Below are 22,765 nucleotides of genomic sequence, written 5' to 3' on the forward strand. Positions count from 1 at the left end.
CACGGTTAGAACGTGGCTAACCACTCACGAGCCGTGACGTGGCCATTCGATGGCGGGGCAGCGGTCCATCACCATGCGCAGCCCGGCTTCGGTTGCCCGGGTGAAGGCTTCGTCGTCGATGACGTCCAGCTGGAACCAGACGGCTTTCGCGCCGATCTGCGCGGCCTCGTCGGCGAACTGGCCTGCTTGCGACGAGCGCCGGAAGACGTCGACGCAGTCGACGGCGAACGGGATGTCCGCGAGGGTGGCGTAACCCTGTTCACCCCACACGGTTTGCGCTGACGGGTGCACAGGGACGATGCGTTTTCCTTTCTGCTGCAGGAAACGCGCCACGCCGTGCGCGGCTCGGCCGGGATTGTCGGACAGGCCGACGATCGCCCAGGTCTGGCAGTTCTCCAGGATCCACCGGATGTCCTCCGGCCGCGCCCACGGTTCCATACCAAGAATCTACGCCAGACCCTCGGCCCGTGATCGAAGGTAACGCTGCTCAGGCAGGCTCAGCGTGCGCCGCGCGGCCAGTTCGTACTCGGCGCGCGCGTTGTCCGAATCGCCATCGAGGTCGAGCAGGTGCGCGCGGACGGCGTGCACCCGGTGATGTCCCGCCAGCGCCGGATCCTGTTCGGCCGTGGACAACTGCGCCAAACCTGCCGCGGGACCGTGCACCATCGCGACGGCCACGATCCGGTTGAGGGTGACCATGGGGCCCGGGGCGATCCGGTCGAGTACGTCGTAAAGCGCCAGGATCTGTGGCCAGTCGGTGTCCTCGGCCTTGTGCGCCTCGCTGTGCACGGCGGCGATCGCGGCTTGGACCTGGTAGGGCCCGAGCTCTGAGGTGGACAAGGTCGAGCTGATCAATGCCACACCTTCGTTGATCGTCGCTGCGTCCCACAACGTCCGGTCCTGGTCGGTGAGCGGGACCAAGGCGCCGTCGTTACGGGTTCGTGCGGGTCGGCGGGCGTCGGTGAGCAGCATCAACGCCAGCAGACCGGTCACCTCGCCGTTGTCCGGCAGTTGCGCACGCAGTTGCCGCGCCAGGCGGATCGCTTCGCTGCTGAGCTCGACCCGGTGCAACGACTCGCCTGAACTGGCCGTGTAGCCCTCGTTGAAGATCAGGTAGAGCACTTTGAGGACCGCTTCGACGTCGCCTGCAACGTGAAACGACGCTCCGGCGGCCTTGATCTTCTGCTTGGCGCGGCTGATTCGTTGCGCCAAGGTCGCTTCCGGCACCAGGTAGGCCCGCGCGATCTCCGCCGTGGTCAGCCCGCCGACTGCGCGCAAGGTCAGCGCGACCTGCGAAGCCTCGGTCAGCGACGGGTGACAGCACAACAGGAACAAGGTCAGTGAGTCGTCCACGCCCGGTACCAGCGCCGGATCTGCGGGCGCTGTTGCCGCGACCGTTTCTTCGCGACGCTGACGGGCGGTGTCGCTGCGCAACAGCTCGATCCGTCGGCGCGAGGCGACCGTGATCAGCCAGCTTTTCGGGTTTTCCGGCATGCCCTGCTCCGGCCACTGCACCGAGGCGGCGAGCAATGCTTCTTGGACGGCGTCTTCGCACGTGTCGAAGTCGCCGAACTTCCGGACCAGTGCGCCGAGCACCTGCGGCGCGAGGTCCCGGAGGAGCGTGTTCACGGCAGCTCCATCACCGGCCGCACCTCGACCAGGCCCAACTCGGCCTCCGGCAGCCGGGCCGCGTGCTCGATCGCCCGGTCGATGTTCTCGCAGTCCACGAGATAGAAACCGGCGAGGTACTCCTTGACCTCAGCGAACGGGCCGTCGGTCGTGGTCACGACGCCGTCTTGGACGTTGAGGCGCTTGTTCAGCGAGATGTCGCCGAGCGCCTCGGAGATGACCAGCTCGCCCGACGCTTCCAGCCTCGACACCATCTCCTTGTGGATCTGGTAGCCCTCGGCGCGCTGGTCGTCGGTCATGCCTTCCCACATCGCCCTGGCCGACGGGTTCATCTGGATCATGATCAAGTACTTCACGCGTGCCTCCCAGAAAAATCTCGCGCGTCGTTCAGAACCTGTGTCGAAATCTCGAGCCCGGTCTCTACGTCCCGGATGCAAGGTACTCACTCGCGAGAGGAAACACATCATGACCAGCCAGGACGAGACCCGCATCCGGCAGATCACGTTCGACAAGCAGGCCGCGATGATCGCAGGCGACGCCGCGGCGATCGTCGGCCAGTACGCGCCGGAGATCGTCAAGTACGACCTCGCGCCGCCCCTGCGCAACGTCGCGCCGCTGGACGCGAAGGCTTTGACGAACTGGTTCGCTTCTTTCGCGGGCCCGGTCTCGTATGAGATCCGGGACCTCGAAGTGATCGCGGGCGAGGACGTGGCGTACACCCACAGCCTGCACCGGCTTTCCGCGACTCCGGTCGGCAGCCCGGCGGCGTTCGACCTGTGGTTCCGGGTGACGGTCTGCCTGCGCAAGATCGACGGCGGCTGGCGGGTCACCCACGAGCACAGCTCGACGCCGTTCTACATGGACGGCACGTTCGGCGCCGCGCTCGACCTTCAGCCGTGAGGAGGAGGCAACGTGTTCGAGAACACCAAGGCTTTCAGTGGTTTCTCCGTCGACGACATCGACGCGGCCAGGCGGTTCTACGGTGAAGTGCTCGGTCTGCGGATCTCGGAGGCCAACGGGATGCTGACCCTGCACATCGCCGGTGACCGGGACACGCTGGTGTGTCCGAAGAAGGACCATGTCCCGGCTACGTTCACCATCCTGAACTTCCCGGTTGAGGATGTGGAGGCGGCCTCGTGAGTGGTTAGGCGCGTTAGAACGCGGCTAACCACTCACGAGGCCTACGCTGGGAAAAATGGCTGGCTGGGGGCTGGCCATGGGTGGTTGTCTTGGCCGGTGATCGGTCGGGGAGTCGTCTTACTGCTGGCGCTGACCTGTGGTGTCGCGGTGGGCAACCTCTACTTCCCGCAGGCGATCAGCCCGTTGGTGGCTTCCGGCTTGGGGATCCCGGTGGACTCGGCGGTCCTCGTGGTCACGGCGGCGCAGATGGGTTACGCGGTCGGGATCTTCCTGCTCGTGCCGTTGGGGGACCGGATTGCGTTGCGGCCCTTGGTTGTGACGTTGCTGGTGCTGACCGGCCTGAGCCTGGTGGTGGCGAGTTCGGCCGATAGCCTGCCGCCGCTGTTCGGTGCGAGTGTCCTTGTCGGAGTGACGACTGTGCTTGCGCCTGCGATCACGCCGATTGCGGCGGGATTGGTTGCGCAGGACAGGCAAGGTGCGGTGACGGGCACGTTGCTGAGCGGGTCGATCGGCGGAATGCTGCTGTCGCGGGCATTCGGTGGGGTGCTGGGCGAGTGGTTGACCTGGCGGGCGCCGTATCTGGTGGCTGCGGGAGTCGCTCTGACCTTGGCGCTGGTGTTGGTTTTCGTGTTGCCGGAGACCACGCCGCCGTCAAGGCAAACGCAAACGTACCTGGCGTTGGTTGGGGCGTCGGTACGGCTTGTGCGTGAGGAGCCGGAACTCAGGCGTTCGTGCTTCTATCAAATGCTGATATTTGGTGCGTTCCAAGCGGTGTGGACGGGCGTTGCCTTGTTGCTGACCGGCCCGACCTACGGGCTGGGGGTGCATGCGGTTGGCGTCTTGGCCTTCGTCAATGTGGCGACCATGATCACGTCGCCGTACGCGGGCCGTCAGGTTGATCGGCGGGGGCCGGATCCGGTCAACCTTGTGTGCATGATCGGCGTCCTTGTCTCGGCTGTGGTCATGCTTGGCGGGACTGTGGGTGGGGTTTTCGGTTTGGTGGCACTCGCCATGGGGACGTTGGTGCTTGATGTCGCCATGCAGTCGGGCATGATCGCCAACGTTGTCCGTAACTTCGCCTTGCGGCCCGACGCGCGCAGCCGGTTGAGCACCGCCTATATGACGTGTGCCTTCATTGGTGGCGCGTCGGGGTCCTGGCTCGGGTCACGGGCCTACGCATTCTTTGGATGGCCCGGGGTTTGCGGGTTGGTCGCCGTGTTGGGATTGGCGGCGTTGGCGAGGCACCTTCAGTTCAGCAGGACAGGCAGTTCCTCTGTCCCGTGCTGAACGAATCCTCGTGCGCCGTAGCGGAAGTCCAATGGACGTTCTAGACGGATGCGGGGGAAGCGGTCCAGCAGGGCGTCCAATGCGGCACGGACTTCGATACGTGCCAAGGGCGCTCCGACGCAGTAGTGCGGGCCGAGGCCGAAACCGAGGTGCTGGCCGCCCTGCCGGTCCAGGTCGAAAACCTCGGGCCGGGCGTATGCCTGCTCGTCGAAGTGGGCCGCCGCTATACAGAGGTACACCATCGAACCGGCTTTCACGTCTGTCCCACCGATCTGGACGTCCGAGGTGACCAGCCGGTACAGGCCCGCGGACGGATTTGCCCATCGGAACGCCTCATCCACAGCGGTATCGCGCGAAGCACGGTCCGACTGAACCCGCGCGAGCGCCGAAGGGTTGAGCAGCAGGGAGGCCACGGTCGCCGACAACATCTGAATGGTCGTCTCCAAACCGCCTAGCAGCAGGCTGACCACAGCCACTGTGCAGGCGTCGACCGAGAAACCGCCTTCTTCCAGGTGGGCATGGACTATCTCGCCCAGCAGGTTGTCGCTCGAGTTAACCTGTTGTTTGCCAACTAGTTCCCCGGCGTATGCCTTGAGTTCTTCGAATGCTTGTTGTCCTGGCGCGGCGAGTTCTTCGTTCATTGGCGAGCCGGTCCACGCCACGATCTTGCGCACCCATTCCAGGCCTTGGTCACCGAGGTCGTTCGGGATCCCTAAGAGGGCATCTGATCTTAGTTAGGCAAGAATGTCTGCTTTGGGTGGATCGTTTCGCCAGGTTTGGGTGGATTCCCCGGTCAGGGTGCGGCTCATTATGTTAGTCATCGCCCAGTGGACCATCGTGCGCGACCGCTGGGGCAGGGCTTCGTAGTCGCGCGCGAGTCGGCGGTGTTGCATCAGCCAGCCCAGACTGCGCTCCACTACCCACCGCCGGGGCAACACGTGGAATCCCTTGGCAGAAGGGCGTTTGACGACCTCAACCCGGATACCCCGCTGGGCTCCATGACGGATGACTGTGTTGTTGTAGCCGCCGTCCACCCATGCCGCCGACACGGTCGGATGCGCAGCGGCGAGATGATCGAGAACCTGTTGCCCGCCAGCGGAATCCTGCACCGACGCCGCGGTCACGATTACCGCCAGCAGCAGGCCGAGCACATCGGTGGCGATGTGCCGTTTGCGGCCCTTGATCTTCTTGCCCGCGTCGATACCCTGACTGGATTCGCTGACATTGCAGGAGGTTTTCACGCTCTGCGAGTCGATGATCGCCGCCGTCGGGGCAGCAGCGCGGCCTTTCGCGACGCGGACTTGGTCACGCAACAGGTCATGCAGCGTTTCCGTTGTGCCATCGGCTTCCCACTTGGCGTAGTAGTCATAAACCGTCTTGCAGGGCGGGAAGTCGTGCGGCAGATACTCCCAGGCGATCCCGGTCCGGCACACGTACAGGATCGCGTTCACGATCTCCCGCAAGTCATGCACGCGCATCACGGTTCCCGGCCCACGCCGGGCAGCACGCCACGCCGTCAGCGTTGGCTCGATCAACGCCCAGCGAGTATCGGACAAGTCGCTGCGGTACGCACGCCGGGGCCCCACAAGTTGATCAAGGTATCAGCCGTCACCCGACACAGACATATCGCCCCAACCAAGATCAGATGCCCTCTAAGAGGTCAAGGAAAACCTCCATCGGATAGCGCGCGAGCACATCCTCGACAAGGTCGGCCCGATCGCGTCCGACGAGCCGTTCGAACGTGCCCTCGGCGATGGGGACGACCCGGGCGGCGTAGCGTGCACTGGCTGCTGGGCTGAAGAAGCGGTTGTGGATACGGCGCTGGCGTGTGTGTTCCGTGCCGTTGTGGGAAATCATCATCGACGCCATTGGCCCCACACCGTAGAAACTCGTACTGAACGTGTCGTGGTTGCGCAGTGCTGCCGAAACATCCTGGTGGCGCAGCACAAGGAGCGCTCCCATATGTTCGTCGAACACCGTCGGGTGCTTTCGCCCCAAGGCAGCCAAATCGAGTCCGAACGTCGACGGATCGGCCGATCTGGTGCGGAATCTGCTGTCTGCGGCCCTGATCATGAACCCTCCCCACGTGTCGGTGACTGTTCACTACATCGCCGTAGGAACTCACTTGTCATCATGTGAGAGGAGTTCATGTCCCAAACGTCACCCGTTCGGACACGAAGTGACCTGACTGCACCTGTGTGACCAAGGGCGGTAACAACAGCGGGTCGCGGCACCCGAAAACCGGGGTCTGATCAGGGGTTTTACCCTTTCTTTGACTCGGTAACTAAGCACTCACTCTTTGTCCACACTTGATCCCTAATCTTCTAGCCATGACAGCTATCGAGCTCCTTGGACCGGTCAGGGTCCTTCGAGACGGCAAGGAGCTGCCCCTTGGCCCGGCGCGGCAACGGGCAGTGCTCGCCGTGCTGGCGTCCCACGCCGGACAGGTCGTTTCCCGGGACGCGATCATCCGTGCGGTGTGGGGCGAACCTGAGCCGGCGAGTGCGGCAAGCAACCTGCACAGCTACATTTCCGGCCTGCGCCGGGTACTGAAGACCGAACTGGAGACCGCGCCGAGCGGGTACGTCCTGCGGGTCGAGAAGGACCAGCTCGACGTCGGCCGCTTCGAACGCCTTTACTGGCGCGGGAAAGCCGCCCGCAACCCGAGTGAGGCCGAAGAGGCACTCACCATGGCCCTTGCCCTGTGGCGCGGCGACGCGCTGCAGAAAGTGCCGGGACCGTGGGCCGATTCGGAGCGACGCCGCCTTGCCGAGCGCCGGTTGCAGGTACTGGAAGAGCTGTACCGGATCAAGCTTCAGCGCGGCGTGCACCACGACCTGATCGCCAACCTCGAGCACCTCGTGATGTCCTACCCGGACCGCCAGGTGTTCATCGAGCTGCTGATGATGGCGCTCGCTCTCGGCGACCGCAGGGCCGAGGCGCTCGGTTTGTACCGCGAGATCCGCGACCCCAACCCGGCTTTGCGGCGCCTGCAGGCGATGGTTCTCGCCGGTGAAGAGGTCTACCTCGAATCGGCTTAGTTGTCGGTGAACTCACTCAGCCGGGCGCGCACCCCGTCGCTCGGCAGCCGGAGTTCCTCGTAAATGCTCAAGGCGGTTTGCCATGCGGACAGCGCTTCCCTGGTGGCGGTGGCGGCGTGGTTCATGGTGTCGCCAAGCATGATCAGCACGTTCGCGGCTTCGGCGAGCGCGTGCACCTCGTGGTAGATCTCGACCGCTCGTTTCAGACAGTTCACGGCCTGTTCGGTGTCGCCCATGTTCTTGTGGATGACACCGAGGCACTCCCAGCAGTTGCCTTCGCCGTGCCGGTCGGCAAGTGACTTGTAGATGTCCATCGCCCGATTGACGAGGCCGATGGCGTCAACGTTGTTGTCCAAAAGGGACAAGCCGACCGCCATCGCGTGCAGTGAGATCGCCTCACCCTTCCGGTCGCCTGCTTCCTCGTAGAGGACAAGCGCCCTGCGGTGGTAGGAAACAGCTTCCTCTTCCCGGCCGAGGTCGGAGTACACCGTGCCGTAGTTGCTGTACAGGTACGCGAAATCGGTCGTACTGCCGAGCTCAGTGAGCAGTTCCTCGGTACGCTTCAAGTGCTCGAGTGCTTCTTCGTTGCGCTGCAACAAGTAGTACGCACCCGCAAGGCTCCGGTGCACGCGCGAGAGCACATACGTGTCACCGACCTGGATCGCGGCGTCCAACGCGATCCGGGTGCTCGTCTCCCAGTCGTGCGCAAGGCCGCGGCGCTGGTAGTAATGCTGGATCGTGATCGCCAGATACCACGTTGCCGACAGGAAACCGTGCTCCGCCGCGGTTTTCACCAGCAGCTGGATCACGTGCCGCTCGTTGTTGAACCAGTGCAGCGCGCCCTTGAGATCGGAGATCTTGTTGGTGGTCACGCCGGGGCGCGCCGGTGGCGGCGGCGGGAAGATCTGGTGCGGCGGCAAACTCCGGTACGCCTGGTACGACACGTGCACGTAGTAGTCGAGCAGCCGGCCGAGGGCTTCGTGTTGGTCCTCGGCCGAGTCGAACTGTCTACGCTGCTCGATCGCGTACGTCCGGATCAGGTCATGCGAGAGATATCGGCCGGGCTCGTGCTCGGTGAGGAACCGAATCCGGGTCAGTTCGTCCAGCAACGCCTGGGCGCGCGGCACGGACAAACCGCCGATGCTGGCCGCGGCCTCGATGGACGTGTCCACACCGATATGCACCGACAACAGCCGGAACAACCTGGCCGCGTCCGGACTCAGAATCCGGTAGGACCACGAGAAAGCCGTGTGCACGTCCAGTTCGCCGTCGTCGTCACGGAAACCCTGGAGCGTCCCCTTCGCCTGTTTGAGCTTGGTGATGATCGCGCTGAGCGGGAAATGCGGATAGGCCGCGGCCCGCGCGGCCACGATGGCCAAGGCCAGCGGAAGACGCCCGCACAACGCGATGATCTCCTCGACCGCTTCGGCCTCGGTCTCCACCTTCTCCCGGCCGAGCCTGCGAATCAGCGTCTCCCTGGCCTCCTCGGCCGACAACGAGTGCAGCGTCAGCACCTGCGCGCCCTCGGCAGCCACCAGTCCGCCAAGCCTGTTGCGGCTGGTCACGATCACCAGGCAGCCAGCGGCGCCAGGCAGCAACGGCCGGATGTCCGTGATCTCGCGCGCGTTGTCGATCAGCACGAGCACCCGCCGGTTGGACAGCACGCTGCGGTACAACGCTGATTGCGCGTCAACCGAAGGCGGAATCCGGCTCGCCGCGATGCCAAGCGCGTCAAGGAATCCGCGCAATGCCTCAGCGGCGGTCAGCTGCACGTGATCCGGGTCGAAACCACGCATGTTGACGTACAGCTGGCCATCCGGGAACCGGTCGGCCACCGAGTGCGCCCAGTGCACCGCGAGCGTGGTCTTGCCCGAACCGGGCATCCCGTCGATCGCGACCGTGACCAGGCCGGTCGACGCCTGCGGCAGCAACGACTCCAGGTGCTTGAGCTCGGCCTCCCGCCCGGCGAACGCGGGCAGGTCCGGCGGTAGCTGTGCGGGCTGGACGATCGGCGTGATCAGCGGCGTCTCTTCGACCGTTTGTGGCGTCAGGACCTTACGGAAGGCCGCGGTCAGCTCGGGACCAGGGGCCACGCCGAGCTCGTTGGCCAGTTTGTCCCTGATCGTCTCAAAAGTCTGCAGCGCGGCCGCCTGGTTGCCCGCGGCGGCCAAGGCCAGCATCAGCCGTGCCTGCATGGCCTCGTTGTACTCGTCCAGCGACACGGCAAGGCGCAGATACGGCACCACGTCCGCGGTCCGGCCGATCGGCAACGCGACGTCGGCCGCCTCGCAGATCACCCGGCAGCCCTCGTGGTCGAAGTCGAGGAAGATCGCCTTGGCCCTGGCAGGCGCCGCGACACCGTGCGCGACCCGGCCCTGCCACAGCCGCAACGCCAGGACGTACGTGGAGACCGCTTCGGCGGCATTGCCGGATTCCGCCAGTTTGCGGGCTTTCGCGGTGTGTTCGCGGTATTCGATGAGGTCGCAGGATTCGGCGTCCACCGCGAGGCGGTAGGCGCCCGCCTCCCGGATCAGCCACGAACCAGTGGCGCGGGTGGGCAGCTCAGGCTCGAACAGCCGCCGCAGGGTGCCGACGTAGCGGTGCACGACGTTGACCGCGCTGGACGGCGGTTCGTCCTCCCACAGCAGGTCGACCAGGGTGTCCAGGCTGACCGGCTTGCCCGCGTACGCCAAAAGCATCGACAACAGCAAGCGCTGCTGGGGTGGACCCAGTTCGATCTCAACCCCGTGACGCCATGCCCGTAACGGCCCAAGCAGCGCGAACCTGACGGCTGGGCTCACCAGCACCTCTCCCTGCTCCCCAGAGGTCTGCTCCCGGCGCAATCATGCCATCATCCGCTGAGGCGACCAAGATCGGCTGTCGCCGCGGCGATCAGGTCGGTGAGCCTAGCCCGTGCCTCATCGGTGATGAACATGTCCCGCTCATCGATCAGGTCCGACACGGTCTGCCACGCGGACAACGCCTCGTCGGTCTTGCCGAGGGCACGCAGTGCGTCGGCAAGCCGCCACGACGCGTCGGCGACGTGGTTGGGAGCGTCGGTCTCCTGGTAGATCTCCACCGCACGCCGCAGGCACTGGGCAGCCTGCTCGTGCTCCCGCATGAAGCTGTACACGCATCCCAGCATGTCCCAGCTCCCCCCGAGTGCGTGCCGGTCCGCGTTGCCCTCTTGGATGTCGATCGCCAGCCGGCCAAGCGGGATGGCCTCGTCGAACTCGCCGATCTCGGCAAGGGCCAGCGCCAGCAGCCCCGCCGTGGTTCCCTCGCCCTCGCGGTCGCCGTTCTGCCTGAACAGGGCCAGTGCTTTGCAGTGGTACTCGACCGCCTCATCGGACCGCTTGATCTCGGTGGCCACCCGTGCGTAGTTGCTGTACACGTAAGCCAGGGCAGCGGTGTCGCCGAGTTCGATGAGCAGGTGCTCGGTCTGCTTGAGGTGATCGAGTGACTGCTCGTACCGCTCAAGTTGGTAGTACGCGCCCGCGACCGCGCGGTGGGTGCGGGCCTGTGCCTGCTTGTCGCCCGCCCGGCGGGCCGCGTTCAGCCCGGTGGTCATCGTGGTCAGCCAGTCATGGGCGCGGCCTTGGCGGTGGTAGTGGTTCTGCAGAGTGAGAGCCAGGTACCAGGTGTACGGCAGGAAATCGTGCTCGGCGGCGGTGCGCGCGAGCTGTTCGATCGCGCGCTGTTCGGCCCGGAACCAGTTCTGTGCGGCGGTCTGGTCGGCGATGTGCACGACGGCCGCACCCGCGCGGGCAGGTGCCGGGGCGGCGATCACGTTCGGCATGCCCATCAACAGATAAGCCTGGTAGGACGTGTGCAGGTAGTAGTCGAGCAACCGGCCGAGTGCCTCTCGCCGCTCGTCATCGGAGTCGGCTTCGTCGCACAGTTCGCCCGCGTACGTCCGGATCAGGTCGTGTGCCCCGAATCGGCCGGGCTCCTGTTCGGTCAGGAAGCTCGTACGGGCCAACTCGTTGAGCAACGCGAGGGCCTGCGACACCGGCAGCCCGGCGATGCTTGCCGCGGCCTCGACGGATGTCGTGGGCCCTGAATGCACCGACAGCAGCCGGAACAGCCTGGCCGCGTCCTGGCTCAGGATCCGGTACGACCACGAGAACGCGGTGTGCATGTCCAAGTCGTCGCCGCTCAGGCCGTGCAGTGTCCCTTTCGCCTGCTTGATCCTGGTCAGCACAGCGCTCAGCGGGAAGTGCGGGTAATCCACGGCACGAGCGGCCACGATCGCCAGCGCGAGCGGAAGACGCCCGCACAGCGCGATGATCTCCTCGACCGCCTCGGCCTGCGAGTCCACGCGGTCCTGGCCAAGACGCATCGCCAGTGTTTGCTTGGCCTCCGCCATGGTCAGCGGGTGCAACGTGATCGCGTCGAACCCGGCCAGCCGGTTGCGACTCGTCACGACGGCAAGGCAACCGCGCGCGGCGGGCAGCAACGGCCGGACGTCGTCCGCGTGCCGGGCGTTGTCGATCAGGACAAGCACCCGCCGGTCGGCCAACGCGGTGCGGTACAGCGCCGACTGGGCTTCGATGGACCCTGGTATCTGGTTCGGCGGAATGCCGAGCCCGCCGAGGAATCCGCGCAACGCCTCGGCCGGAGTCAGCTGGGCGTGCCGGACGTCGAATCCGCGCATGTTGACGTACAGCTGTCCGTCGGGGAATTCGTCGGCTATCGAGTGCGCCCAGTGCGCGGCCAGTGTGGTCTTGCCAGAGCCGGGCATCCCGTCGATCGCGACAACGCCACGTGACCGCAGGCCGTCCAGCTCGTCCAGCTCGGTGCGCCGCCCGGCGAACGAACGCAGGTCCGATGGCAGCTGCGCGGGCCGGATTCCCGGTTTGACCGAAAGCCGTGCTTCCGGCTGTGGCGCGGACAACACGGCACGCTGTGCGCCTGTCAGTTCCGGTCCCGGAGCGACGCCTAGGTCGTCGGCCAGCTTGCGGCGGAAGGATTCGTAGGCCTTCAGCGCGGCCGTCTGGTTGCCTGCCGCGGCCAACGCCCGGACCAGCCGCGTCTGGATGGCCTCGTTGTACTCGTCCAGCCGCGCCATCTGGCGCAAGTCCGCGACGATGTCCGCGCCACACCCGATCTCCAGTGCCAGATCGGCGGCCGCGCACACCGTCCGGCAGCCATCGTGGTCCAGGTCAAGGAAGAGCGACTTCGTTCGGCTCGGAGCGGTCAGACCGTACGCGGCCGGGCCGTGCCAGAGCTGCAGAGCCGCCGCGTACGCCTGGAAAGCGTCCGCACCGGCGAGTTCACGTGCCTTCGCGGTGAGGTCCCGGTATTCGGCCACATCGCACGATTCGGCCGTCACCGCGAGCCGGTACGAACCCGCTTGCCTGATCAACCACGAACCCTGCGCCCGTGGCGGCAGGCCAGGTTCGAACAATCGCCGCAGCGCGCCAACGTACCGATGCACCACGTTGACCGCGCTGGCCGGCGGATCGTTCTCCCACAACAGGTCCACCAAGGTGTCCACACCGACCGGCCGTCCTTCGCGGACCAGCAGCACCGCGAGCAGCAGACGTTGCTGCGGCGGCCCAAGGTCGATCTCGGCTGCTTCGCGCCAGGCACGCAGCGGCCCGAGAACCGCGAATCTCACCGGCTCAGGTCGCGGCAGTGCGAGCCTGTGCCCTGGAGAACGTGTTACGCAGCACCGCGAGCAGTGCGTCACGGACCGACAGCTTCTCGCGGGCGTCGAACGTCACCAGCGGCACTTCGTCCGACACGGCCAAGGCCCAGCGCACGTCGTTGAGGTCGTGGTTGAGCATGCCGTCGAACTTGTTCACCGCCACGACGAACGGCACGCCGGCCTTCTCGAAGTAGTCGACCGCCGGGTAGCAGTCGTCGAGCCGACGCGTGTCCACGATGACCAGCGCGCCCAGCGCGCCGACCACCAGGTCGTGCCACATGAAACCGAACCGGTCCTGGCCGGGCGTGCCGAACAGGTACAGCTTGACGTCCTCGTCGATGGTGATACAGCCGAAGTCCATCGCCACGGTTGTCGTCGTCTTCGACGGCACGTGCCCGGTCCGGTCGATCTCGGCGGCCGCCGAGGTCATCACGGCCTCGGTGCGCAGCGGCGGGATCTCGGAGATGGAGGCGACGGCGGTGGTCTTGCCGACACCGAAGCCACCGGCGATGACGATCTTGACCGGTGTCGGCGGCTTGCGCGGGGCCGACATCGGTTCAGCGGATGGCTTCGAGTCCACGGATGACCCTTTCGATCATGCGGAGGTCCTGCGGGGTTTCGGTTTCCGGCCGTCTGACGACGACGTAACCGAGGGCGGCGAGGTCGGCGACGAGCACCCTGGCGACGCCGATGTGCAGCTTGAGCATCGCGGCGACCTCGGCGACCGACATCGTCTTGCGGCACAGCGCCAGGATGTCGCGCCGCTCGAACGTCAGGTTCTGTACCGAGGTGGCGCCAAGATTGCTGGTCATCACCTGTGCTTCGATCTCAATGGTGTGATCGACGGGTTTGGTACGCCCAGAAGTCATCAAGTACGGGCGCAGCAAGGAAACGTCGGGATCGTCTCCTCTACCACTCATGCCTTCCTACCTCCCCTAAGCGCCGACGGAGTTCTTGAGTTCCTCGATCAACTGCGGTGTCAGGACAGCGCTGGCCCGATTGGCGAACATTGCCATCTCGTAGGCGATCGTGCCAAGACTCGCTTGTTTCGTGGCGAGAACTCCCAGCGAACAGCCGATGCTGATCGTGCAGACGAGCAGGTAGCCGCGCTCCAGCTCGATGATGATCTTGTCGGGCTGGCCGAGCGGGTGGGTGTCGGACACTCCGTTGGCAAGGCCGAGCATCGCCGACGAGATCGCCGCGAGCCGGTCGGCGTTCTGCCGTGCCAGGTCAGAGGACATCGCGATCAGCAGGCCGTCGGCGGAAACCGCGATCGCGGCGATCGCTCCGGCGGTGCCCTGTGCGAAGCGGCTCACGAGCCAGTTGAAGTTCTGGGCCTCGGTGCTGACTCCGGGGGGCGTGATCATGTGGTGCTCTCTTTCATGGGATCAGTGTCAACGGGTTCCTCCCGTACTCCGGCACGGGCCAGACCACTGGAGAACGCGTCAAGCGACGCTTTCTCGGCTTCCGGATCACGTGCCTTGTACTTCGGCTTGGCCCGTAAGGGAGGGGCACTCGTCGTCTTCATCGTGCGCAACCCTGGGGCGAGGTTGGCACCCGGCACTCGTCGGCTGAGCCCGTCGCGTATCAGCGGCTGTGCTGATGGGGCCTGGGCCGGTGGAGGCTGGGCGGTGGAGGCCGCCATGGCAGGCTCCGGGGTGGCCGGGGCGACCGCTGCCTTGGCGAAAGCTTCCTGGAACCCGTCCATGGCCGCACGGGCCGCTGCCGGGTCGTGCTGTGCGTGCCGGGCCGCGACCGGCTCCGGCTTCGCCACCGGCGCCGTGACCACGGTCGGCGGCGTCTTCGGGACGGTCGCGCCGCCGGGGATCTGCGCTCCGGCGACCCGTCGCTTGAACCCGCCACGGGTCTCGGGCTCGCCAGCAGGCGCGGCCGCGACTGGCTGAGGTTCAGCGACTGGTGGGGGAGCGGGTGCCGCGACGGGTGCCGCGACTGGTGGCTGTGAGACCGCCGCCGGGGCTGGTTCGAAGTCGCCGGAGAAGTCACCTTCCGGGAACCACGAGAACCCGGTGTCGTGCAGAGCCGGTGGGATCCGCATCTCCGGCACGCTCGGCACCTCGAGCCGGGCACGCGCCGCGCCCTGGTGTGCCGCGACCGCCGCCGACTGCTGTGCCACCGCAGGAGCTGCCGGGGCAGCGGGCTGCGGCGGTGGAGCGGCCGGGGTCGGACGCGAGAACAGCGCGGACGGGATGGCCACCCGCGCGGTCACACCGCCGCCATGGGTCGGGATCAGGTCGACGGCCAGCGAGTGCCGCCGCGCGAGCCGACCGACCACGAACAGGCCGAGCACACTCGTCGGGGCGACGTCGAGGCGTTCACGGTCGACCAGACGGCGGTTCTCCTCGGCCATCTGTGGCGGCTTCATGCCGATGCCGTGGTCCACGATGCTGATCACGCACGCGCCCTCGTTGGTGAACGACGCGTTGACCTCGACGGTCGAGTCCGGCGGGGAGAACGACGTCGCGTTCTCCAACAGCTCGGCGAACACCAGCACGAGGTCGGCGCCGAGCGAGGACGCACAGGTGACCTCGTGCGTGTCACCGATGTGAACTCGCTGGTAGTCCTCGATCTCGGCCAGTGCCGAGCGCATCGCGTTGGACAGCAGCATCGGCCCGGCCAGCCCGGTGTCGGTCCGGGTACCGGCGACCACGAGCAGGTTGTCGGCGCTGCGGCGCAGGCGGGTGGACAGGTGGTCGAGCTGGTAGAGCCGTTCCAGCAGACGGGAATCCTGCTCGTTGCGTTCCAGCTCGTCGACCAGTGCCAGCTGGCGGCCCACCAGGTTCTGCGTGCGCTGTGCGACGTTGGCGAACATCAGACTGACGTTGTGCCGGGTGATGGCCTGCCGTTCGACCAGCCGCGCGGCGGTCGACTGCACGCGGTTGAACGCCACCGCGAGCTGGCCGATCTCGTCGCTTGTCGAGACCTTGATCTCGGTCAGCCGTGGTCTTTGTGCCTGTGCGGTTTCGGTGTCGCTCACTCGGACCAGTTCGGACTCGGCGAGCTCGGCGACGTTCGATGCCGCGTCGGTCAGCTGTTTCAGCGGCGACGCGATCGCGCGACTCACGATCACGGTCAGGAACGCGACCAGCGCGATCAGCGCGGCGGCGCCACCACCGACGAGCCACGCGATGGTCTGCGCGCTGTCGGCACGTTCCGACGCGGCGTCGGTCAGCTGGCTCGTCACGCGGTCCTGGACCGTACGGCGCAGACCGGACTGCGCCCCCACGGTTGTCAGCGCGTCGTTGGCGAACGCCTCGATGGCGACGGGGTTGCGTGGCGTTTCCGGAGGCAGCCGCGCGGCGAGGCCTTCCACGGCCGTCGCGGGGTCGCCTTCCGCCACCTGCACGACCAAGGTGGCGTGCTCGGCGTCGGCCTGTTGGACGAAGCGTTCGGTGAACATCTTGGCCTGCTGGGTCGCGTCTTCCAGCAGGACTTCACCGGTGGTCCGGTTGAGCGCGGTCGCGATCAACGCCATACCGCGCAGCTCGCCCCATTCGTTGGCGCGCAACAGCGCCTCGAGAGCGGTCAGCTGCCGGGTGCCCTCGGCGTCACTGGTCACCTGCGGCACGAGCCGCAGCGAGTCGATGACCGCCTCGACGATCGCGTGGTACGTACGAGCCACGCTGTCAGCGGAAATACCGCGGCGCAGCGCGCCTTGCCGAAGCTCGTTCAGCGAGCCGATTCGTACGAGCGCGGACGCGAGCTCGTCGGACATCTCGTCGCCAAGTGAGGTACGAACCTGCCCGACGGTCTCGTCGACCTTGCGCTGCTGGCGTTCCATCACCCCGCTGTCGGAGTTCGGCGAGGCCAGGTACGCGGCGGTGAGCAGCCGCTCCCGCTGTAGTTCCCAGACAAGGCCGCCGACTTCCCGCGTGTAGCGGGCCGCGTCGGCTGTCTGTCCCGCCGACGCGGCGCTGTTGGCCTGGACGATGACGAACGGCGTCGCGACCAAAAGCACCGCTGCCAGCGGCAGCAGGAGGAGCAGGTTCAGCTTGCCCCTGATGCCGAGCCTGCCGAGCAGTGTGGTGTTGTTCGCTTCCCGTCCCGGCGGTCTCTTCAGGTGCTTCATGCCACCTCCTCCTGCATCTTCTCGCGCGGCCTCAGCCGGCTTTGTTGTGCTGTGCGCGAACGAGATCTTCGATCCTCGCCCGCAGAGCGAGGAACTCGGGGGTGCGTTTGATGCCGAGTTTCCGGGTTGTGGGAAGGTCGACGGTGATGTCCGCCGCGACCCGGCCAGGGCTGGACTCGAGCACGACCACCCGCTGGCCGAGGAACACGGCCTCCTCGACATCGTGCGTGACCATCACGACCGTTGTGCCGGTGTCCTGCCAGACCTGGCGGATCAGCACCTGCATGTCCTCCTTGGTCTGCACGTCCAACGCGCCGAACGGCTCGTCGAGCAGCAGCACCTCCGGTTCACACGCCAGTGCCCGCGCGATCGCCACACGTTGCTGCTGACCGCCGGAAAGTTGCCGTGGCAACGACTTCCGCAGTTTCGACAACCCCGTCTCGGCGAGGTACCAGTCGACCCGCTTGGCCCGTTCGGCTGAACTCACCGGCAGCAGCTCTAGTCCAAAAGCGACATTTCGCTCCACCGTTCGCCAAGGGTAGAGGCTGCCGGCCTGCGGGACCAGACCCCGGTCCGGCCCAGGGCCGGTGACCGGTGCGCCGTCGAGCAGGATCTGGCCCGCTGACGGCACATCGAGACCGGCGACCAACGACAGCAGCGTCGACTTGCCCGACCCGCTCGCCCCGCAGACGCAGAGGAAATCCCCGCGCGAGACGCGCAGATCGATGCCGTCGAGTGCCTGCACCTCACGCCCGCGAACATCGAAACGCTTGGCAACGCCTTGGATCTCAAGCAAAGCTGTGCTGATTCTCGATCCTGCGAGCAGATCTTCGGCAGTCACGCCACCCACCGTCCAACGCGGTTGCGCAGCAGGCGCAACGCCACATCGATGATCACGCCACAGATTCCGATCAGGATCAGGATCGCGAAGATCTGGTCGGTCTCGAGGAACCGTTGCGACTGCATGATCCTGCGGCCCAAACCGGTCGTGGACACGACAACTTCGGCGACCACGACAAGGTTCCACGCCGCCGCGATGTTGACCCGCACGGCGTCGATGATGCCGGGGACCGAGTGCGGGATGATCACCTTGCGGAGGATCTCGTTGCGCCGGGCGCCAAGCGTGTACGACACGTTGATCAGCTGGCGCGGCACGGATCGAACCACATCGGCGGTCATGAACGTGTTGAAGAAGACCGTACCGAGGAACAGGACCGCGATCTTGGGCTCTTCACCGACACCCAGCCAGATCATCATCAGCGGGATGAACGCGCTCGCCGGCAGGTACCGCATCATGCTCAGGAACGGTTCGAACAACGCATTGCCCGCCGCGAACGTGCCCATCACGATGCCGATCGGCACCGAGACGAGCACGGCGAGCCCGAACCCGGTCAGGATGCGCTGCACGGTCGCCCACAGGTCGGTGAGCAACTGGCCGTTCTGGGCCATCTCCAGTCCGGCCTGGAAAGTCGCCACCGGCCCAGGCAGGAAGGTCTCCGGGACCACCTGGGTCGCGCTCAGCACGACCCAGGCGAACAACGGAATGGCGAACGACAGCACCAACAGCGTCAGCCGTGCCTTCGCCGTGACCGGCTTGCGGATGCTCAACAACGCCGACGGTGGTTTCGGCCTTGACCGCACCGGAAGTGCGGGCCATTCCTTGTGTTCCGGCCGTGGCGCGGTGGTGACCGTCGCCGCGGCCCGGCTTGCCCGCTCGGCTTCGAGGAAGCGTTGCGCGGCCGCTGCCTGCTCGTCGACCGACGAACCCGGAGTCACTCCCGGTTTCACTGCGGCACCGCTTTGATGAAGGTGTCGTTGAACAGACCGTCAAGGTTCGGGGGGTTCTTCGCCAAACCCGTGCTCAGCAAGAAGTCCGATGCCAGGCGGGCCTGGTGGTTCAGGTGCTGCGGAGTGGTGCCAGGGGTGAACGCGTCGACGTTCTGCTGGCGGGTGAAGATCGTCGTGCCCGAGTCGTAGGCCTTGTACTCGTCGGTGGTCACCGCGTTGCGCTTGGCCATGATGTCGACCGCGGGGTCGCGGTTCTCCTTGATCCACGCCAGCGTGTCGAACCAGGTGTTCACGATGCCCTGCACGAGCTGTGGACGGTCACGCACCACATCGGCCTTGAACACGAGGTGGTCCGGGATGGCGCCGGGGAACTCGGCGGACGTGGCGATCGCGCGGCTGCCCGGGCGCTCAAGCGCCTTCGTGGTGAACGGAGCGAACGCGCCGACGGCATCGACCCGGCCGGCGGCGAACGCGGCGACAGCCGCATCGGTCGGCATCGGAACCAACTCGATGTCCTTCGCCGTCATTTTCGCCTCGGCGAGGGCGAGCAGCAGCAGGTAGTGATCGACCGTACCTTCTTCGACCGCGACCTTCTTGCCCCGCAGATCACCGACGCCCGCGATGCCCTCCCGGGCGATGATCTTGTCGTTGCCGGTCGAGTTGTCGTTCACCAGCACGACGGTCTGCTTGGCGCCACCGCTCACCGACATCAAGGTGTCGTTGAGAGTTTGACTGTTCGCGTCGACCGCGCCGGTCGCCAGCGCGTTGAGGCTGTCGGTGTAGACGTCGAACCACTTCAGTTCGACCTCGACGTTGTTCTTCGCGAACAGGTTCTGTTCCTGTGCGACCTGCCAGACGTTCCAGCCTGGCCAGGCCGAGAAACCGATGGTGATCTTGCCGCCTGCCGACGCGTCGGAGCTGCTGCAGGCGGAAAGGCCTGCCACACCGAGCATTCCGACGGCACACAGGACCGCGGTGAGTAGACGGGTAAGGGGACGGGATCGCACAACGAACTCCAGGGGGACGGGGTAGGGAGTTCCGAATAGACGGCTATGTGGTTGTCAGCGGTGCTTGATCTTGCTTTCTCAGTTCTGCCCGTACGTCCGGACGTGATCTCCACCGCGTCCGGACGGCAATGCGCGCAGCGCATAGCCGTGGCGGCGCGGTACGCGAATCCGGCGGATTCCCGATTGCCCGAACCGGGTCTCGGTGCAGAGGATGCGAACGTCCTTAACGAACGGTGCTTTGAGGAACGCCATGTTTGGGAATTCCTCACGGGAGAACATGGGGACGCGTGTGTCCTTGATGGATTCGGAAACAGTCAGACCCGGAAGCGGTCCGTGGCCGATGACACGCCGCGTACGCAGCTTTGCTTGCCGTCGAACGTGATGACGGACCCGCGGCCCGTGATCAACGCACAACGGAGCGTCACCAGACCCGGTCATCCTGGTTTACCCTCCACGCCAATGTTTCGCCGGCGAACGTCGAGAGGACTCGTTGCGAAAACCGGCCGCTTCCCTCGTTAATACCTAGCGAACCGTGCGCAGAGCCCGACGCCCTTCGCCTCCCGGCGGACAGCTTAGCGACCACCGCAAGTACCTGATCACTCACGCATGCAGCGCAGATACTGCCGGATGGCGGAATTTGCGTCGATTTAACGCACGGAAGGCCGCCCGTACGGTTCCGGTTAGTGGGACACCTCACCTGGGACGATGTGGGTCATGACCCATCCGCTGATCCTCTCGCTGCCCGACAACCGCGCGGACCTGGCCACTGTAGGCGGCAAAGGCGCGTCGCTGAGCCGTCTGGCCCAAGCCGGATTGCCCGTGCCACCGGGTTTCTGCGTGACCACCAGCGTGTATCGCGATTGTGTATCAGCTTCGGGCACCGAAATTCCCTCGGATGTCGTAACCGCCATCCGTTCGGCCTATTCCGCACTGTCCGGTCCGGTCGCTGTGCGTTCGTCGGCGACCGCGGAAGACCTGCCAGACCTGTCTTTCGCCGGCCAACATGACACGTTCCTCAACATCGTCGGATTCGATGATGTGCTCGACGCGGTCAAGCGTTGCTGGGCGTCACTGTGGACTGACCGCGCGGTTCGCTACCGCGCTCGTAATGACGTGTCCACGTCGGACATCGCGATCGCCGTTGTGGTGCAGGAGATGGTGCCGGCCGAGGCGGCTGGGGTGATGTTCACCGCCGATCCGATCACCGGTGCGCGGGACACGATCATGATCAATGCCACATGGGGCCTCGGCGAAGCATTGGTCAGCGGTGACGTGACGCCGGATACATATGTCCTGACTGGTGACTCCTTGCGTTCGGAGATCGCCGACAAGACAGTGATGACTGTCCCAACGGCTGGTGGCACTGCGACGCAACCAGTTGCCGACCAGAAGCGCTCCCAGGCCGTGCTGTCCGACGAGCAGGTACGGGAGCTTGCCGCGCTCGGCACGCGAATCCAGGATTTGTACGGCATGCCGATGGACATCGAATGGGCCGTCCACGAGGGACAGTTCATGATCTTGCAGGCCCGGCCGATCACCACGCTGCCGTCGTTCGAGGTCTGGAACGATTCCCTGCTCGGGGACTATTTGTGGACGTGTGCGAACCTGCGCGAGGCCGTGCCGAGCGTGATGACCCCGGCGACATGGTCCCTCGCGCAATCGCTTGCTTTGCCACCGCTCGCCGGGCATCCGACTTCGGGCAACATCGGCGGCCGGTTCTATCTGAACATCAGTACGGGCCTTGCTGCTTTGACCGCGCTCGGCCTTGGCGGTGTGGCGCGGCGGATGGCCGGTCAGATCTTCGGCGAGATTCCTGACGACATGGACATTCCTCGGTTGCCGTTGTCCCGGCTCGCTGTCTTGCGGGCGACCGTGGCCGCGGGCGTGCGTGTCGCGGGGGATTTCCGGGAGTACCGCAAGAACCTGGACTCGTTGGTTTCGGCGAACCCGGCGCGGTGTTCTTCCTTGCGTGCCAAGATCTCCGCGGCTTGTTCGGTGTCCTCGCTCGCCGCGCTGTGGCACTCCGATATTGCTGACCTACTGCTTGCTTGCCGGACGTTCGACGCGGGTGCGCGCCAGGCTTCCGCGGCGCGGTTCGGAGTGAAACTGTCCGAACTGGTCGGTCCCGCCGACGCGGCGCTGCTGCTGTCCGGGCTGCACACGTCGTCGGATGAACTGGTCAGCCTCGGCCCGATGATCGGCCTTGCGCGGCTGCGGCGCGGCGAGATCACCACGGACGAGTACATGCAGGCGTGGGGGCATCGCGGCCATGACGAGTTCGAGGTCTCGGTGCCGCGCTCGGGCGAGGACCCCGCGTGGATCAAGCGCTTGCTCGACGGCATGACCGGGTCGCCGGAGGAACTCCTTGCCAGGCAGGCGGAATCTCGTGCAGCGGCCTGGGAACGATTGAAGGCAGCACATCCACGGAAGGCTCAGGGGATCTCGCGGCAGCTGGCGAAGGCGGCGGCTTCGGCCCGCAAACGTGAACGTGCCCGCTCGGAGTTCGCCCGGTCCTTCTGGGTGTTCCGGGCCTTCATCCTGCGCGCGAGCGAACTGACCGGCCATGACCTGTTCTTCCTGCCGTTCACCGAGATCGTCACGGTGCTGGAAGGTGCGACCGAGCCGCTGGAAGCGATCCCAGCCCGGCGCGCGGCGTACGAGTACTACTCGGCGCTGCCGCCGTACCCGACCTTGATCCGCGGCCGCTTCGACCCGGCGCACTGGTCATCGGAAGACGACTCGTCCGAGATCAAGGGCTTCCCAGGCGTTCCAGGGGTGGTCGAAGGGGTGGCCAGGGTCGTGTCCACAGTGGAAGAGGCCGAGTCATTGCGGGACGGTGAAATCTTGGTGACAACCGTGACCAACATCGGCTGGACACCCTTGTTCCCGCGCGCGGCCGCCGTGGTCACCGACATCGGGGCGCCACTGTCGCACGCCGCGATCGTGGCCCGCGAGCTGGGCATCCCGGCCGTGGTCGGCTGCGGCAACGCCACGAACCTGCTGTCCACAGGCGACCACATCCGGGTCGACGGCGGCAAGGGCACCGTCAGTCTGGTTGTGCCGTGAAGGTCACCCTGGCGGCGTTAGACGCGTGAGGGCCTCCCTTGACGCGTTGGATGCCGCCAAGTGGCCT

Annotated in this window: 21 protein-coding genes; 5 read left to right on the forward strand and 16 right to left on the reverse strand. The window is 65.9% G+C overall.

The window, feature by feature from the left end:
* Nucleotides 1-24: 24 nt before the first annotated feature.
* The 3 genes from LWC34_RS29100 to LWC34_RS29110 are packed head-to-tail and all read right to left on the reverse strand — an operon-like array spanning nt 25 to nt 1,985.
* The gene (locus tag LWC34_RS29100) at nt 25-438 is read right to left on the reverse strand and encodes a CoA-binding protein (protein WP_233728280.1); all 414 of its coding nucleotides are present in this window, start codon (nt 436-438) and stop codon (nt 25-27) included.
* 9 nt (nt 439-447) lie between these two features.
* Complete coding sequence (locus LWC34_RS29105) at nt 448-1,629, reverse strand: RNA polymerase sigma factor (protein ID WP_233728281.1); 1,182 nt, start codon at nt 1,627-1,629, stop codon at nt 448-450.
* Nucleotides 1,626-1,985: a YciI family protein gene (locus LWC34_RS29110; RefSeq protein WP_233728282.1), complete on the reverse strand. Its 360-nt coding sequence runs from the start codon at nt 1,983-1,985 to the stop codon at nt 1,626-1,628. The genes LWC34_RS29105 and LWC34_RS29110 overlap by 4 nt, the downstream gene beginning before the upstream one ends.
* A gap of 109 nt (nt 1,986-2,094) precedes the next feature.
* On the opposite strand from LWC34_RS29110, the gene LWC34_RS29115 reads away from it, so the two are divergent.
* The 3 genes from LWC34_RS29115 (at nt 2,095) to LWC34_RS29125 (ending at nt 4,056) form a co-directional block, all read left to right on the forward strand.
* Nucleotides 2,095-2,529 carry a YybH family protein gene (locus LWC34_RS29115; protein ID WP_233728283.1) on the forward strand — a complete coding sequence of 145 codons (435 nt, stop codon included), beginning with the start codon at nt 2,095-2,097 and terminating at the stop codon, nt 2,527-2,529.
* Nucleotides 2,530-2,541: 12 nt separating this feature from the next.
* Entirely contained in the window at nt 2,542-2,769 is a 228-nt protein-coding gene (locus LWC34_RS29120; RefSeq protein ID WP_233728284.1) for a VOC family protein, read from the forward strand.
* 96 nt (nt 2,770-2,865) lie between these two features.
* Nucleotides 2,866-4,056: an MFS transporter gene (locus LWC34_RS29125; RefSeq protein ID WP_233728285.1), complete on the forward strand. Its 1,191-nt coding sequence runs from the start codon at nt 2,866-2,868 to the stop codon at nt 4,054-4,056.
* Here the strand turns inward: LWC34_RS29125 and LWC34_RS29130 are convergent.
* The 3 genes from LWC34_RS29130 to LWC34_RS29140 are packed head-to-tail and all read right to left on the reverse strand — an operon-like array spanning nt 4,017 to nt 6,129.
* Complete coding sequence (locus tag LWC34_RS29130; RefSeq protein WP_233728286.1) at nt 4,017-4,730, reverse strand: cytochrome P450; 714 nt, start codon at nt 4,728-4,730, stop codon at nt 4,017-4,019. The two genes, LWC34_RS29125 and LWC34_RS29130, sit on opposite strands and share 40 nt — an antisense overlap.
* Before the next feature lie 60 nt (nt 4,731-4,790).
* Nucleotides 4,791-5,642 (reverse strand): IS5 family transposase, encoded by an 852-nt coding sequence (locus LWC34_RS29135; RefSeq protein ID WP_233723521.1) that lies wholly within the window; start codon nt 5,640-5,642, stop codon nt 4,791-4,793.
* Nucleotides 5,643-5,697: 55 nt separating this feature from the next.
* The gene (locus tag LWC34_RS29140) at nt 5,698-6,129 is read right to left on the reverse strand and encodes a cytochrome P450 family protein (RefSeq protein ID WP_233728287.1); all 432 of its coding nucleotides are present in this window, start codon (nt 6,127-6,129) and stop codon (nt 5,698-5,700) included.
* A 257-nt stretch (nt 6,130-6,386) separates the two neighbouring features.
* On the opposite strand from LWC34_RS29140, the gene LWC34_RS29145 reads away from it, so the two are divergent.
* A complete protein-coding gene (locus LWC34_RS29145; RefSeq protein ID WP_233728288.1) occupies nt 6,387-7,097 on the forward strand; it encodes an AfsR/SARP family transcriptional regulator in 711 nt (236 codons plus the stop codon).
* Here the strand turns inward: LWC34_RS29145 and LWC34_RS29150 are convergent.
* From LWC34_RS29150 to LWC34_RS29195, 10 genes are all read right to left on the reverse strand, one after another.
* Nucleotides 7,094-9,898, reverse strand: a complete 2,805-nt coding sequence (locus LWC34_RS29150) for an AfsR/SARP family transcriptional regulator (RefSeq protein WP_233728289.1) — start codon at nt 9,896-9,898, stop codon at nt 7,094-7,096. The two genes, LWC34_RS29145 and LWC34_RS29150, sit on opposite strands and share 4 nt — an antisense overlap.
* Nucleotides 9,899-9,948: 50 nt before the next feature.
* Nucleotides 9,949-12,720 (reverse strand): AfsR/SARP family transcriptional regulator, encoded by a 2,772-nt coding sequence (locus tag LWC34_RS29155; protein ID WP_233728290.1) that lies wholly within the window; start codon nt 12,718-12,720, stop codon nt 9,949-9,951.
* A 4-nt stretch (nt 12,721-12,724) separates the two neighbouring features.
* Nucleotides 12,725-13,330, reverse strand: a complete 606-nt coding sequence (locus LWC34_RS29160; protein ID WP_233728291.1) for a GTP-binding protein — start codon at nt 13,328-13,330, stop codon at nt 12,725-12,727.
* The gene (locus tag LWC34_RS29165) at nt 13,308-13,670 is read right to left on the reverse strand and encodes a DUF742 domain-containing protein (RefSeq protein ID WP_037252704.1); all 363 of its coding nucleotides are present in this window, start codon (nt 13,668-13,670) and stop codon (nt 13,308-13,310) included. The genes LWC34_RS29160 and LWC34_RS29165 overlap by 23 nt, the downstream gene beginning before the upstream one ends.
* 15 nt (nt 13,671-13,685) lie before the next feature.
* Nucleotides 13,686-14,117: a roadblock/LC7 domain-containing protein gene (locus LWC34_RS29170; RefSeq protein WP_233728292.1), complete on the reverse strand. Its 432-nt coding sequence runs from the start codon at nt 14,115-14,117 to the stop codon at nt 13,686-13,688.
* On the reverse strand, nt 14,114-16,837 hold the full coding sequence (locus tag LWC34_RS57150) for a sensor histidine kinase (RefSeq protein WP_284051664.1): 2,724 nt from the start codon (nt 16,835-16,837) through the stop codon (nt 14,114-14,116). Before LWC34_RS57150 ends, LWC34_RS29170 begins: the two co-directional genes overlap by 4 nt.
* Before the next feature lie 31 nt (nt 16,838-16,868).
* On the reverse strand, nt 16,869-17,678 hold the full coding sequence (locus LWC34_RS29180; RefSeq protein WP_233728293.1) for an ABC transporter ATP-binding protein: 810 nt from the start codon (nt 17,676-17,678) through the stop codon (nt 16,869-16,871).
* Nucleotides 17,675-18,625, reverse strand: coding sequence for an ABC transporter permease (locus LWC34_RS58195; protein ID WP_233728294.1), 951 nt, complete (start codon nt 18,623-18,625; stop codon nt 17,675-17,677). Before LWC34_RS58195 ends, LWC34_RS29180 begins: the two co-directional genes overlap by 4 nt.
* Nucleotides 18,622-19,632: an ABC transporter substrate-binding protein gene (locus tag LWC34_RS29190; protein ID WP_233728295.1), complete on the reverse strand. Its 1,011-nt coding sequence runs from the start codon at nt 19,630-19,632 to the stop codon at nt 18,622-18,624. The genes LWC34_RS58195 and LWC34_RS29190 overlap by 4 nt, the downstream gene beginning before the upstream one ends.
* A 78-nt stretch (nt 19,633-19,710) precedes the next feature.
* Complete coding sequence (locus tag LWC34_RS29195) at nt 19,711-19,884, reverse strand: hypothetical protein (RefSeq protein ID WP_233728296.1); 174 nt, start codon at nt 19,882-19,884, stop codon at nt 19,711-19,713.
* A 462-nt stretch (nt 19,885-20,346) separates the two neighbouring features.
* Here LWC34_RS29195 and LWC34_RS29200 point away from each other — a divergent pair, with 462 nt between their 5' ends.
* A complete protein-coding gene (locus LWC34_RS29200; RefSeq protein WP_233728297.1) occupies nt 20,347-22,698 on the forward strand; it encodes a PEP/pyruvate-binding domain-containing protein in 2,352 nt (783 codons plus the stop codon).
* Nucleotides 22,699-22,765: the final 67 nt, after the last annotated feature.

The sequence above is a fragment of the Kibdelosporangium philippinense genome, assembly GCF_021390435.2.
Taxonomy (GTDB): Bacteria; Actinomycetota; Actinomycetes; order Mycobacteriales; family Pseudonocardiaceae; genus Kibdelosporangium; species Kibdelosporangium philippinense.

Bases quoted from the DNA above. Each gene is read 5' to 3' on its own strand.
- LWC34_RS29170 (WP_233728292.1), bottom strand. From the start codon at position 14,117: ATGATCACGCCCCCCGGAGTCAGCACCGAGGCCCAGAACTTCAACTGG.
- LWC34_RS29200 (WP_233728297.1), top strand. From the start codon at position 20,347: ATGACCCATCCGCTGATCCTCTCGCTGCCCGACAACCGCGCGGACCTG.
- LWC34_RS57150 (WP_284051664.1), bottom strand. From the start codon at position 16,837: ATGAAGCACCTGAAGAGACCGCCGGGACGGGAAGCGAACAACACCACA.
- LWC34_RS29140 (WP_233728287.1), bottom strand. From the start codon at position 6,129: ATGATCAGGGCCGCAGACAGCAGATTCCGCACCAGATCGGCCGATCCG.
- LWC34_RS29145 (WP_233728288.1), top strand. From the start codon at position 6,387: ATGACAGCTATCGAGCTCCTTGGACCGGTCAGGGTCCTTCGAGACGGC.
- LWC34_RS29195 (WP_233728296.1), bottom strand. From the start codon at position 19,884: ATGGCGTTCCTCAAAGCACCGTTCGTTAAGGACGTTCGCATCCTCTGC.
- LWC34_RS29115 (WP_233728283.1), top strand. From the start codon at position 2,095: ATGACCAGCCAGGACGAGACCCGCATCCGGCAGATCACGTTCGACAAG.
- LWC34_RS29165 (WP_037252704.1), bottom strand. From the start codon at position 13,670: ATGAGTGGTAGAGGAGACGATCCCGACGTTTCCTTGCTGCGCCCGTAC.
- LWC34_RS29100 (WP_233728280.1), bottom strand. From the start codon at position 438: ATGGAACCGTGGGCGCGGCCGGAGGACATCCGGTGGATCCTGGAGAAC.